This is a genomic window from Pseudolysinimonas sp., assembly GCF_051954455.1.
Lineage (GTDB): Bacteria > Actinomycetota > Actinomycetes > Actinomycetales > Microbacteriaceae > Pseudolysinimonas.
The window spans coordinates 1-12,498 of record NZ_JBQCHS010000015.1; the positions used below are offsets into that span (position 1 = coordinate 1).

A 12,498-nucleotide genomic window follows, 5' to 3' on the forward strand; every position below is an offset into this window, starting at 1 on the left:
GGCAGGTGCTCGGGCGGGGGGTGCTGGTGGGCAGGTTGGCGATGTGACCCGGTCGGGGGTGGGTTCGCGGCGCGGGGGGTTTTCGCGACCTGGTGGCACGCGGCGGGGTCTCTATACGCGGGCTGCGCCGGCTACTCGACCCGCTCCTCGACGGCGGCGAGCTGGCCGCAGGCCCCGTCGATCTCCTTGCCGCGGGTGTCGCGCAGCGTGGTCGGGATCCCGGCCGCCTCGAGCCGCTCGATGAACTCGACGGTCGTGCGCCGGTCCGAGGCGGTCCAGATGGATCCGGGCGTCGGGTTGAGCGGGATCGGGTTGACGTGCACCCAGCCCCGCCCGCGCGCGTTGAGCTTCTCCGCGAGCAGGTCGGCGCGCCAGGCGTGGTCGTTCATGTCCTTGATGAGCGCGTATTCGATCGAGACGCGGCGGCCCGTCGTCTCGAAGTAGGCACGGGCGGCGTCGAGCGCCTCGTCGACCTTCCAGCGCGAGTTGACCGGGATCAGCTCGTCGCGCAGCTCGTCATCGGGCGCGTGCAGCGAGAGCGCGAAGGTGAGCGGGAGATCCTCGGCGGCCAGCTTCCGGATGGCCGGGACGAGCCCGACGGTGCTGACGGTGATGTGGCGGGCCGACATCCCGAGCCCCTCCGGCGCCGGCGCGACCATGCGGCGCACGGCGGTCATGAGCCGCGCGTAGTTGGCCAGCGGCTCCCCCATGCCCATGAAGACGATGTTCGTGACCCGCGGGGCGTCGTGGCCGCCGTCGGTGCGGAGGCCGCCGAGCTCGCCCTCGGCGATGGCGCGGTTCGCGGCGACGACCTGATCGACGATCTCGGCCGCGGACAGGTTGCGGGTGAGGCCCGCCTGCCCGGTCGCGCAGAACGGGCAGTTCATGCCGCAGCCGGCCTGGCTGCTCACGCACAGCGTCACCCGACCCGGGTAACGCATGAGCACCGACTCGACGAGGGCGCCGTCGAACAGCTTCCAGAGGAACTTGATCGTCTCGCCGCCGTCCGTCCGGAGGCGGCGGACCTCGGTGAGGAGCGGCGGGAGCATCGCGGCCACGAGCTCCTCGCGGCCCTCCGCGGGCAGGTCGGTCATCTGCGCCGGATCCACGGTGGAGCGGGCGAAGTAGTGGTTCGAGATCTGCGTCGCGCGGAACGCCGGCACCCCGAGCTCCTGCGCGCGCGCCTTGCGGGCGGCGAGGTCGAGATCCGCGAGGTGGATCTCCGGCCGCTTCCGGCGGGGCGAGGCGAACTGCAGGAGCGGGCGGCCGTCCGCGTCGCGCGCCTGCGTCCAGCCCTCGGTCGCCGGGCGCACCTGGGATCCGGCGGCGCGCGAGCCCGTCGACCGCACGGGGGTCGATGCGGGGAGTTCGCGCTCGGTCACCCGCCCATTCTGCCGTGCCGCCCCGGATGCCGCGGGCTCCACCCCTGGCGGCGGGCCTTGGCGTTCGACACCGCCCGGCCTGCGGGCGACGGCTCGTCGTCGACGATCTGGTAGATGCCGTCGGGCCAGTCGAGCGCGGCCACGGTCGCGCTCACGACGTCGTCGAGGTGCACCCAGCAGCCGATCCCGGGGATGTCGGCGGCCGCCCGGGCGTCGGGGTACCAGGTGGTCGGGCCCCACAGCATCCCGTAGCGGAGGATCGTCGCGTGCGGCAGCCGGCGGACGACGCGCTCCATGTCGTCCACGGCGGAGCCGGGCTCGAGCGGCTCATCCTCCGACGCCGGACCCTCGCCCGGCGGGACGGCCCAGGCGATGCTCTGGACGAGCATGCGCTCGACGCCCGCCGCCTGCGCCGCGGCCACCACGTGCGCGGTGCCCTCCCGCCGGAGCCGGGCATTCGCATCGCGATCGCCGCCGGCGAGGTCGGTCAGCTCGTGGAGGATGAGCTCGGGCGCCGCGGCGACGACGGCGGTCGCGACGGAGTCCGCGTCGAGCGCGTCCATCGTCACGGGTGTCGCACCGAGCTCTCGCAACAGGTCGCGCCGATCCGGGCGTCGCGTGGTCGCGACGACCTCGTGCCCGCTCGCCACCAGCGCGGGCACGAGGGGACGGCCGATGACGCCCGCCCCGCCGGCGAGCAGGATGCGGGTCATCGGGTGCGCTCGGCGAGCCAGGTCTCGAAGGTCTGCGCGCCGTGACGGGCGCCGGGGCCCGGCAGCAGGGATCCGTCGCGCATCGAGCGACCCCACGCGCCCGGGAAGGGGACGCCGAGGACGGGCGTGCGCCGCCCCGTCGCGCGGACGAACATTCGCACGAGCTCGGGCATCGCCCGCTCCTCCGGGCCCGCGAGCTCGCGATCGATCCCGCGTGGCGCGCCGGCGGCGATGTCAGCCAGGACCGCGCCGACCTCCGCCGCGGCGACGGGCTGCGATCGCATGGCGGGGCAGGCGACGATGGGCCCGATCTTCGCCCGGGTGGCCATCTGCTCCGCGAACTCGTGGAACTGCGCCGCGCGGAGGATCGTCCAGGGCACGTCGCCGGCCTGCACCAGCTCCTCCTGCCGCGCCTTGCCGGCGTAGTAGCCGAAGGGCGCGGCCGGCACGCCGATGATCGACAGGGCCACGTGGTGGCCGACGCCGAGCTCCCGCTCGGCGCGCAGCAGATTCGTCGTCGCGGCCTCGAAGAAGGCGACGGAGGCCGACGCCGAGGTGGTGGTGGTCGACGACACGTCGACGACCGCGTCCGTCCCGGCGAGCGCCTCGCGCAGGCCCGAACCGGCCACGAGGTCCACCCCCGCCGACCGGGCGAGCATGACCGCCTCGTGCCCGGCCGCCCGGAGCGCCGCGACCGTCGGCGCGCCGACGGCTCCCGTCCCGCCGGCCACCGCGATCCTCATCGGATCGCTCCCGTCGACGCGGCCGTCAGGGTGACACCGGGCTCGGCCCGGCGGAAGGATGTGCTCATAGCCTTCCGACGACGCAGCTCCCCGGGATGTGAGGTCATGGTCGACGAGACGATCGATGCGGCGGTCATCGGCGAGCGCCGGCAGCTCGTGTCGCTGTGCTTCCGGATGCTCGGCACGGTCGCCGAGGCCGAGGACGCCGTGCAGGAGACCTACGCGCGCTGGTACCGGCTCGACCCCGCGGAGCGCGCGGCGATCGCGAACCCCGCGGCGTGGCTCACGCGGGTCGCGAGCCGGGTCTGCCTCGACGCGCTCGGCTCCGCGCGGGCGCGGCGCGAGCGCTACGTCGGCCCCTGGCTGCCGGAGCCGGTGCCGAACGGAGCGCTCCCCGGTCCGCTCGCCGGGCACGGCGGCGCGGACCCCCTCGACCGCGTCACCCTCGACGACTCGGTGAGCACGGCGCTCCTCCTCGTGCTCGAGACGATGACGCCCGCCGAGCGCGTCGCCTTCGTGCTGCACGACGTGTTCGCCGTGCCGTTCGACGAGATCGCGGAGACGGTGGGGCGCACCCCCGCCGCCTGCCGGCAGCTCGCCGCATCCGCCCGCCGGCGCATCGCGGCGAGCCGGACGCGACGCGCGACGCGCGAGGAGCACGACCGCACCGTCGCCGCCTTCGCCGCGGCCGCGCAGCGCGGCGACCTCGCGGGGCTCGTCGCGGTGCTGGACCCGGATGCGGTGCTGCGCTCGGACGGCGGCGGCATCCGGAGCGCGGCGCGGCGGCCGGTGGTGGGCGCGGACCGCGTGGCGCGCTTCCTGCTCGGCGTCGCGGCCAAGAACGAGGGCTTCGAGACGACCGTCGCCGAGACCCCGGACGGCCTGGGATTCGTCGTCTGGGACGGCGGACGCGTCGACAGCGTGCTCACGGTCGAAGTGGTCGAGGGGCGCATCGTCGAGCTCCGCATGATGCGGAATCCGGAGAAGCTCACCCTCTGGGGCTAGGCCAGGGGCGGGCGGAGGGACGTCGCGAGAGAGACCGGACGTCCCTCCCGCGGTCGGCGACCCCCCGGTCGCGCCCCGCGGAGCCGGGGCCCTTTCGGGCACCCCCTGATACCGGCTCTCATACCGGAATACTCCGGAAGGCCGCGGGGGGCAAGAGCGGGGGACAGAAGCTGTGACATTCCTCAGAATCTGACCTACCGACGGCCGACCGTGCCCATCGTCCCGGCGAGCATCCGGAGCACCACCGGACGGAGCGCGAACCAGGCCGCGACGCACAGCGCGATGAAGGCGGCGAAGACGATGAATCCGATCCACGACTCGTCGTCGCGGCCCGCGTACATGTGGTTGAGATTCCGCAGCGCCCCGGTGGCCAGCACGAGGAAGACGTGCACCACGATGAACGCCGCGAACAGCACCGCGAGCGGGAAGTGCACGCGCCGCGCGACCGGGAGCGGATAGACCCTGTCGAAGCGCCGCCACCATGCGGCGAGCCCGGGCGTCATCCGCAGACCCGTCAGCACCGCGAGCGGCGCCATGAGGAACACGACCGCGAAGTACGACAGGAGCTGGAGCGCGTTGTAGCCGACCCAGCCGTCCTCCGTCGGCCAGTTCAGCGACGCGTACTGCAGGGCGGCGGACAGTGCGTTGGGCACGACGTCCCAGCTCGTGGGCACGATCCGCACCCACTGGCCCGTCGAGAAGATCAGCACGTAGAACACCAGCCCGTTGAGCACCCACAGCGCGTCGAGGGTGAGGTGGAACCAGAGCTGCAGCCCGATCCGGATCGGCTGCCCCTTCGTGCGGAGAGGCCCGGTGTTCCGGCGCGTGAAGAACGCGTCGGGGCGGCGCGTGGTGCGCACGAGCCACCCGGTGCGCAGGATGAACAGCATCAGGAAGGCGCTCAGCCCGTGCTGCCACTGCAGCCAGGCGGGGAGGCCGATGGGTGCCCAGGACGGCAGCGCGGAGTGGCCGGGATACGTCGTGAGGAACGCGCGCACGCCGTCGAGGGAGCGCAGCCACTGCGCCCCGAAGACCACGATCGCGGCGACGACGACCACCACCGGGATGATCCAGGCGAGGCGGATCCAGCGCCGGCGCGGGGCGGCGTTCTGCGTCGCGCTCACCGGTGGCCGAACTCGGGGCGGCGCTTCTCGACGAAGGCGGTCATGCCCTCCGTCTGGTCGTCGAGGGCGAACATCGAGGCGAAGCTGCGGCGCTCGAAGCGGAGGCCCTCGGCGAGCGGCGTCTCGAGCGCGACGTTGACGGCCTCCTTCGCGGCGTAGACCACGGGGAGCGACATCCCGGCGATCGTGGCGGCCATCGCCTGCGCGGTGGGCAGCAGCTCGTCGGCGGGGACGACGCGGGCGACGAGACCGGAGCGCTCGGCCTCCGCGGCGTCCATGCGGCGGCCGGTGAGGATGAGGTCCATCGCCTTCGCCTTGCCGACGGCGCGGGTGAGGCGCTGGGTGCCGCCGAGGCCGGGGATGACGCCGAGGGTGATCTCCGGCTGGCCGAACTGCGCGTTCTCGGCCGCGACGATGAGGTCGCAGGCCATCGCGAGCTCGCAGCCGCCGCCGAGCGCGAAGCCGGCGACCGCGGCGATGAGCGGGGTCCGGATCGCGGGGATGCGGCTGAGGGCCGCGAACGGCTCGCGGACGGCGAGGTCGGCGTACCCGAGCTGCGCCATCTCCTTGATGTCGGCGCCGGCGGCGAACGCGCGGTCGGAGCCCGTGAGGACGATCGCTCCGACGCCCGTGTCGGCATCCAGCTCCTCGAGCGCGTCGAGCAGCTCGGTCACGAGCATCGTGTTGAGCGCGTTGAGGGCGTCGGGGCGGTTCAGGGTGACGGTGGCGACGCGGCCGTCGCGCTCGACCCTGAGGGTCTCGTAGGTCATCGGGGGCCTCCTGCGTTGGTCAGCGTAGCGGGGCGGGAGGGAGCGGGAGCTCGGGGTCGACTGGCGCGAACGCCGCGTCGACGACGGCCGGGTCGACGTCGGCCAGGGCGGCCGGGCGCCAGCGCGGGGCACTGTCCTTGTCCACCAGCTGGGCGCGGATGCCCTCGACGAAGTCCGGGAGCGCGACGACGCGCGTGGAGACGCGGTACTCGCGCCGCAGCGCCTCCTCGAGCGTCGATTCGGCGGCCGCCGCGCGCAGGGAGCGCAGCGTGATCGCGAGGGCGGTCGGGGAGCGCGTCGCGAGGGTCGCGGCCGCGGCGCGGGCCGGCTCCTCCCCCGCGGTGAGCCGGTCGAGGATCGCGGACAGGTCGTCGCCCGCGTAGGCCGCGTCGATCCAGGCGCGCTCGGCGAGAAGGGGAGCCGGCGGCGCGGACTCCGCGACCGACGCGATCGCGACATCCGCGTCCTCGGTCTCGAGCGCGACGGCGAGGGCCTCGAACCGGTCGGACGGCACGAAGGCGTCGGCGAACCCGAGGGCGATCGCGTCGACGCCGGTGACGTGGTCGCCGGTCAGGCCGAGGTGCGTGCCGAGTTCGCCCGGGGCATGCGCGAGGAGCCGGGTGCCGCCGACGTCCGGCACGAAGCCGATCCCCGTCTCCGGCATGCCGAGACGGGTGCGCTCGGTGACGACCCGGTGCGAGCCGTGCGCCGAGATCCCGACGCCGCCGCCGAGCACGATCCCGTCCATGAGGGCGACGTAGGGCTTCGGGAACCGGGCGATCGCGGCGTTCATCCGGTACTCGTCGCGCCAGAACCGGGCCGGGAGCTCACGGTCGCCGGCCTGCGCCGCCCGTGCGATGCCGACGACGTCGCCGCCCGCGCAGAGCCCGCGCTCCCCTGCCCCGCGGACGAGCACGGTCGCCACCGCGTCGTCGTCGGCCCACGCCGCGAGGGCGTCGCTCACGATGCCGACCATCCCGGTGTCGAGGGCGTTAAGGGCGCGCGGCCGGTTCAGGGTGAGGATCCCGAGGCGGCCGCGGCGCTCGACGAGCACGGGGGCGGGTCCCGGCTCGGCGGGCGCGCTCACCGCGCGGCGTCCAGCACCCCGCGGCCGACGATCATCGCCATGATCTCGTTCGTGCCCTCGAGGATCTGGTGCACCCGCAGGTCGCGCACGGTGCGCTCCAGCCCGTAGTCGGCGAGGTACCCGTAGCCGCCGTGCAGCTGCAGGGCCTGGTTCGCGACGTCGAAGGCGGAGTCGGTGGTGAACCGCTTCGCCATGGCGCACTGCGCGGGTGCGTCCTTCGCGCCCGCGTCGAGCGCGCGCGCCGCGTCGTGCAGGAGCGCGCGGGAGGCGGCGAGCTTGACCCGCATGTCGGCGATCTGGAACACGACGGTGTCGATGGCCGCGAGCGGGGCGCCGAACGCCTCCCGCTCCTGCACGTAGCGCACCGCGCGGTCGAACGCCCACTCGGCGCCGCCGAGCGCGCACGCGGCGATGTTGAGGCGGCCGCCGTTCAGCGCACGCATCGCCATGCGGAATCCGGTCCCCTCCTCGCCGAGGAGGTTGCCCGCGGGCACGCGGACGCCGTCGAGGATCACCTGCCGCGTCGGCTGGGCGCGCCAGCCCATCTTCTTCTCACGCGGGCCGAAGGAGAGGCCGGGCGTCTCGGCCGGGACCACGAACGCGCTGATGCCGCGGGCGCCCGGGCCCCCGGTGCGGGCCATGACGATGTAGACCGCCGCCATCCCCGCGCCGGTGATGAACTGCTTCGTGCCGTTCAGCACCCACTCGTCGCCGTCGCGGACGGCGGTCGTCGCGAGCGCCGCCGCGTCGCTGCCGGCGCCCGGTTCGGTGAGGGCGTACGCGGCGTACTCGCGCATGGGTGCCAGCCGCTCGACCCAGGCGCGGCGCAGCTCGTCGGAGCCATAGGCGTCGATCATCCAGACCACCATGTTGTGGACCGTGATGAACGCCGCGACCGGCACGTCGCCGCGCGCGAGCTCCTCGAAGATCAGGACGCCGTCGTGCCGGCTGAGGCCGGATCCGCCGTGCTCCTCACGGGCGTAGATGCCGCCGAGCCCGAGCTCGCCCGCCTGCTCCAGGAGCTCCATCGGGAGGGTCTCGTCGGCGTCGCGCTGCGCCGCGCCCGGCGCGAGCACCCGCTCGGCGAACTCGTGGACGGTCTCGACGAGCGCCTGCTGCTCCTCGGTCAGTCCGACGTTCACTGCGCGCGCTTCTCGAGCAGCTCGATCACCTGCGGCACCACCGTGAAGAGATCGCCGACGATGCCGAAGTCGGCGATGTCGAAGATCGGCGCGTCCCCGTCCTTGTTGATCGCGACGATCCGCTTGGCGGTCTGCATGCCGGCGCGGTGCTGGATCGCGCCCGAGATGCCGAGGGCGACGTAGAGCTGCGGCGACACGGTCACCCCGGTCTGCCCGACCTGGTGGGTCTGCGGGATGTAGCCCGCATCGACCGCGGCGCGCGACGCGCCGACGGCCGCGCCGAGCGCATCCGCGAGCCGCTCGACGAGCGCGAAGTCGGCCTCGGAGCCGACGCCGCGGCCGCCGGAGACGACGCGCGCGGCGCCCTTCAGCTCGGGGCGTCCTCCCGCGGCGGGGGCGGCGGTGCGGCTCTCGACGATCGCGGCTCCGACCGGCGCCGGGTCGAGCGCGATGGTCGAGACCGTCGCGGTGCGCGGCGTCGCGGGCTCGGTCACGCCGGCCCGCAGGGTCACGATGGGAAGACCGCCGTCGACGGCGGAGTCGACGGTGTAGGCCCCGCCGAACACCGAGCCCGTGGCGACGGGACGGTCGCCCTCGGCGCGGACCTCGACCGCGTCCCAGGTGCCGGCACCGCCGACGCGGACGGCCAGGCGGGCGGCGACGTCGCGGCCGTCGAGGGAGTTCGCGAGCAGGACCGCGTGGGGCGCGTGGCTCGCGACGACCCGGGCGAGCGCGTCGGTCTGCGGCAGCACGGGCACGCGGTCGGCGTCCGGGCTCGTCGCGACGACGGCCTCCGCCGCGCCGAGGGCGCCCAGCTCCGCGGCGAGGGTGTCGGGGTTGGCACCCTCGGGCGTCACGACGACGGCGATCGGGTCGCCGACGCCGGCGGCGGTGGCGAGCAGCGCCGGGGCGGAGGGCGCGAGCGCGCCGCCGGGCAGGGTCTCGATGAGAACGGCGATCTTCATGGACGTCCTCTCAGACCAGTCGCTCGGCGACGAGGTAGTCGACCAGCTGCTGCGCCGCGGTGCCGTCGTCGACGACGATCGTGCCCGCCTCGCGTGCCGGGCGCTCGCGCGTCTCCAGCACGACCGATCGGGCGGCGGAGGCGACGCCGAGGTCGGCGAGTGCGAGCCGCTGCACGGGCTTCTTGCGCGCCGCCATGATGCTCTTGAAGTTGGGGAACCGCGCCTCCGGCACGCGCTCTGTGACGCTCACGAGGGCGGGCAGCGGGGCGCGGAGCGTCTCCTGGCCCGCGTCGGTGGTGCGGCTGCCGCCCACCGCGTCCGCGCCGATCTCGACCGTGTCGAGCGAGCTGAGGGCGGGGATGCCGAGGTGCTCGGCGATCATCGCGGGCACCACGCCGCCGCGGCCGTCGGTCGAGACGTTGCCGGCGATCACGAGGTCGTAGGAGCCGGCGCGCAGCGCCCCGGCGAGGGCGGCGGCGGTGAGCCCCGCATCCGCACCCGCGAGGCCGTCGTCGACGACGTGCACCGCCGAGTCCGCGCCGGTCGACAGCGCCTTCTTGACGGCGTCGGCGGCCTGCGCCGGCCCCATGACGACGGCCACCACCTCGGTCGCCTTGTCGCCGTCGCGGTGGGCGAGCGCCACCTCGAGGGCGCGCTCGTCGATCTCGTCGATGACCTGCTCCCCGTCGGTGCGGTCCACCCGGCCGGTCGCCGGGTCCAGTCGCCGGTCGCCCCAGGTGTCGGGGACCTGCTTGATGAGCACTGCGATCCTCATGGCGTGGTCGCCATTCCTCTCTCTTCTCTCGTGGAGATCCGGTCAGGCCAGGCGCTCGACGATGGTGGCGTTCGCCATCCCGCCGCCCTCGCACATGGTCTGCAGTCCGTAGCGGCCCCCGCGCTCCTCGAGCACGTCGATGAGGGAGCCGAGCAGCTTCGTGCCCGAGGCACCGAGCGGGTGCCCGTTCGCGATCGCGCCGCCGTGCCGGTTGACGCGGTCGAGATCGGCGCCCGTCTCGCGGAGCCAGGCGAGCACGACCGAGGCGAAGGCCTCGTTGACCTCGATCGCGTCGAGATCGTCGAGCGTCAGGCCGGCCCGGTCGAGCACCCTGCGGGTCGCCGGGATCACGCCGGTCAGCATGAGGATCGGGTCGTCGCCGACGACGGCGAAGGCCCGCACCACGGCCCGCGGCCGCAGTCCGAGGCGCTCGGCGAGGCTCCGCTCCATGACGAGCGCCGCGGACGCGCCGTCGGAGATCTGGGACGCGTTGCCCGCGGTCACGAGCCCGTCCTCGCGGAACGCGGGCTTCAGCCCCGCGAGCGTCTCGACCGAGCTGCCGGGGCGGATGCCCTCGTCGCGGGTGGCGAGCTCGTCCTCGCGGCCCGCCCCCCGGTCCACCGGCGTCGGCAGGATGCCGCCCGGCGTCGCGGCATCGGCGAGCGCGTGCGAGCGGGCGGCGTAGGCATCGAGGTCCTCTCGGGTCAGCCCCCAGCGCTCCGCGATGAGCTCGGCCGAGACGCCCTGCGGCACGAGGCCGCCGACGGGCGCGAATCGCGCGGTCAGGTCGACGCCGTACGGATCCGCACCCTGGACGGCGGAGAACATGGGCACCCGCGACATCGACTCGACGCCCGCCGCGATCGCGACGTCGTAGGCGCCCGCGATGATCCCCTGCGCCGCGAAGTGGAGCGCCTGCTGCGACGACCCGCACTGGCGGTCGACGGTCGCCGCCGGCACGGCGACGGGGAGACCGGCGGCGAGCACCGCGTTCCGCGCGACGTTCATCGACTGCTCTCCCGACTGCGTCACGCAGCCGACGAGCACGTCGTCGATCGTCGCCGGGTCGAGGCCGGTCCGGGCGATGAGGCCTCTCAGGGTGTGCGCCAGCAGGTCGACGGGGTGCCAGCCGGACAGCATCCCGCCCGGCTTGCCCTTGCCGATCGGGGTGCGGACGACGTCGACGATGACGGCTTCTCGCATGGACCCATCCTCACCCGAACCCCCCGTGCGGGTCGAGTGGCGGCCGCGGGCCGCGTATCGAGACCGGGGCGCGGGGGTGGAGGGGTCTCGATACGCCGCTTCGCGGCTACTCGACCCGCTCGCGGCTACTCGACCGGCTCGGGGACGACGCGCGACACGCGCACCGTGACGCGGGCGCCCGGCGGCAGCGCGGCGGCGGCCGCCGTCGCGGCGGCGCGGGCCACGGACCCGGCCGGGCCGCCGGCGGCGCCGATCGAGACGGTCGCCTCGTACGAGTCGAGGCGGCGCGCGACCGACGAGAGCGGGGCCGCCTCGGCCAACGATGCGCCGACCGCAGCGCGCACGCCGGCCGCGAACAGCCGCTCGACGCCCGGCGTCGCGGCGACCGCCGCGTCCACGGCACGGGCCAGCTCGGTCAGGGCCTCGGTCATGACGACCTCCTCTCCAGGACGTCCTCGATCTCCACGTCGACGACGGCATCGGTCAGCGGGGTGTCGCGGTCGAGCGCCGCGACGACCGCCGCGCGCACCTCCTCGGCGATGCCGTGGAGCGGGCGATCCGGCGTGACGCTGATCGCGATCCGCACGTGCGGTGACTCCTCGTCCCAGCCGATCCGGCACCGGCCGACGATGACGCCGTCCACCTCGTCACCCGCGCGGCGGACGACCTCGCGCACGGCGCCCTCGGTCATCACGAAGCGGCGCTCGGGGGTGGAGTCGGAGAACGGGAGGTCGCGGCCGGCGCGCAGCTCGCGGCCGAGTCCCCCGATCAGACGGTCGAGCCATCCGGCGTCGATCGGCTCGGCGCTCTGCTCCACCATGCGGCGGGACAGGGCCCCGAGTCGTTCGATCTCGGCGAGGACGGCCTGGCATTCGGCGTCGTCCTCGATGGCGGCGATGCGCGGGGTGCGCCCGCGATCGAGATAGGCGGAGAGGTCGTCGAGCGTGTAGCCCGAGCCTCCGATGGTGTTCGGGGTGTTCGTCGGGCTCACCTCCATTCCTTCATCGCATCGAGCAGGGATCGGCGGGCCCGCGCGATCCGGCCGCGCACGGTGGCGACGGGCAGATCCAGCTGGTCCGCGATCTCCTCATAGCTTCGCCCGCCGATCTCGCGCAGCACCCAGGCCGTGCGCAGATCCTCGGGCAGGGCGTCGAGCGCCGCGCGGACGGCGTCGATCTGGGAGGACGTCACGGCGGAGTCCTCGGGATCGGGGCGCGACGACGGCACTGCCTCGTCGAGCTCCGCGTCGTCCGGGCGGCGGCGGCGGAGACGGTCGGTGGCCTTCCGGGAGACGATCGCGACGACCCACGAGCGGAACCGCGCCGGGTCCTTCAGCTCGGGCAGCGCGTGCCAGGCCGCGATGAGCGCCTCCTGGACGCAGTCGTCGGCGTCCGCTCGCGCGGAGCCGAGCAGACGGATCGCGTACGCCCGGAGGAAGGGGCCGTGCCGTCGGACGAGCGCCGCGAAGGCGTCGGTGTCGCCGTCCGCCGAGCGCTGGGCGAGGATCGCGTCGCCCGCGTCCTGCAGGTCCGCCATCTCCGCCTCCTCTCGTCGGGTCGGTCACCGTGCTCCGCTCAGGTTCATGACGC

14 protein-coding genes are annotated in these 12,498 nt (G+C 74.5%); 1 reads left to right on the top strand and 13 read right to left on the bottom strand.

The genetic code is table 11. The annotated features are described in order from the left end of the window. Positions 1–131 precede the first annotated feature (131 nt). From rlmN to ACTHM3_RS06260, 3 genes are read right to left on the bottom strand one after another with little or no spacing between them, the layout of a single operon-like run. Complete coding sequence (rlmN, locus tag ACTHM3_RS06250) at positions 132–1,382, bottom strand: 23S rRNA (adenine(2503)-C(2))-methyltransferase RlmN (RefSeq protein ID WP_440405247.1); 1,251 nt, start codon at positions 1,380–1,382, stop codon at positions 132–134. Beyond that, positions 1,379–2,095, bottom strand: coding sequence for an NAD-dependent epimerase/dehydratase family protein (locus ACTHM3_RS06255; RefSeq protein WP_440405248.1), 717 nt, complete (start codon positions 2,093–2,095; stop codon positions 1,379–1,381). Before ACTHM3_RS06255 ends, rlmN begins: the two co-directional genes overlap by 4 nt. Then, entirely contained in the window at positions 2,092–2,838 is a 747-nt protein-coding gene (locus ACTHM3_RS06260; protein WP_440405249.1) for an SDR family oxidoreductase, read from the bottom strand. Before ACTHM3_RS06260 ends, ACTHM3_RS06255 begins: the two co-directional genes overlap by 4 nt. A 105-nt stretch (positions 2,839–2,943) precedes the next feature. Here ACTHM3_RS06260 and sigJ point away from each other — a divergent pair, with 105 nt between their 5' ends. Further along, positions 2,944–3,843 (top strand): RNA polymerase sigma factor SigJ, encoded by a 900-nt coding sequence (sigJ, locus tag ACTHM3_RS06265; RefSeq protein ID WP_440405250.1) that lies wholly within the window; start codon positions 2,944–2,946, stop codon positions 3,841–3,843. Between the two features lie 194 nt (positions 3,844–4,037). On the opposite strand, the gene ACTHM3_RS06270 is transcribed toward sigJ, so the two are convergent. The 10 genes from ACTHM3_RS06270 to ACTHM3_RS06315 form a co-directional block, all read right to left on the bottom strand. Then, positions 4,038–4,967 (bottom strand): cytochrome b/b6 domain-containing protein, encoded by a 930-nt coding sequence (locus ACTHM3_RS06270; RefSeq protein WP_440405251.1) that lies wholly within the window; start codon positions 4,965–4,967, stop codon positions 4,038–4,040. After that, the gene (locus ACTHM3_RS06275) at positions 4,964–5,737 is read right to left on the bottom strand and encodes an enoyl-CoA hydratase (RefSeq protein ID WP_440405252.1); all 774 of its coding nucleotides are present in this window, start codon (positions 5,735–5,737) and stop codon (positions 4,964–4,966) included. Before ACTHM3_RS06275 ends, ACTHM3_RS06270 begins: the two co-directional genes overlap by 4 nt. Before the next feature lie 19 nt (positions 5,738–5,756). Further along, positions 5,757–6,824 carry an enoyl-CoA hydratase/isomerase family protein gene (locus tag ACTHM3_RS06280; RefSeq protein ID WP_440405253.1) on the bottom strand — a complete coding sequence of 356 codons (1,068 nt, stop codon included), beginning with the start codon at positions 6,822–6,824 and terminating at the stop codon, positions 5,757–5,759. Then, on the bottom strand, positions 6,821–7,966 hold the full coding sequence (locus tag ACTHM3_RS06285; protein WP_440405254.1) for an acyl-CoA dehydrogenase family protein: 1,146 nt from the start codon (positions 7,964–7,966) through the stop codon (positions 6,821–6,823). Before ACTHM3_RS06285 ends, ACTHM3_RS06280 begins: the two co-directional genes overlap by 4 nt. Beyond that, positions 7,963–8,931 carry an electron transfer flavoprotein subunit alpha/FixB family protein gene (locus tag ACTHM3_RS06290; protein ID WP_440405255.1) on the bottom strand — a complete coding sequence of 323 codons (969 nt, stop codon included), beginning with the start codon at positions 8,929–8,931 and terminating at the stop codon, positions 7,963–7,965. The genes ACTHM3_RS06285 and ACTHM3_RS06290 overlap by 4 nt, the downstream gene beginning before the upstream one ends. Before the next feature lie 10 nt (positions 8,932–8,941). After that, positions 8,942–9,706 carry an electron transfer flavoprotein subunit beta/FixA family protein gene (locus ACTHM3_RS06295; protein WP_440405256.1) on the bottom strand — a complete coding sequence of 255 codons (765 nt, stop codon included), beginning with the start codon at positions 9,704–9,706 and terminating at the stop codon, positions 8,942–8,944. A 42-nt stretch (positions 9,707–9,748) separates the two neighbouring features. After that, on the bottom strand, positions 9,749–10,909 hold the full coding sequence (locus ACTHM3_RS06300) for a thiolase family protein (protein ID WP_440405257.1): 1,161 nt from the start codon (positions 10,907–10,909) through the stop codon (positions 9,749–9,751). 125 nt (positions 10,910–11,034) lie between these two features. Then, entirely contained in the window at positions 11,035–11,340 is a 306-nt protein-coding gene (locus ACTHM3_RS06305; protein WP_440405258.1) for a hypothetical protein, read from the bottom strand. Next, complete coding sequence (locus tag ACTHM3_RS06310; protein WP_440405259.1) at positions 11,337–11,900, bottom strand: hypothetical protein; 564 nt, start codon at positions 11,898–11,900, stop codon at positions 11,337–11,339. The genes ACTHM3_RS06305 and ACTHM3_RS06310 overlap by 4 nt, the downstream gene beginning before the upstream one ends. Next, positions 11,897–12,445, bottom strand: a complete 549-nt coding sequence (locus ACTHM3_RS06315; RefSeq protein ID WP_440405260.1) for an RNA polymerase sigma factor — start codon at positions 12,443–12,445, stop codon at positions 11,897–11,899. Before ACTHM3_RS06315 ends, ACTHM3_RS06310 begins: the two co-directional genes overlap by 4 nt. Between the last annotated feature and the right edge of the window lie 53 nt (positions 12,446–12,498).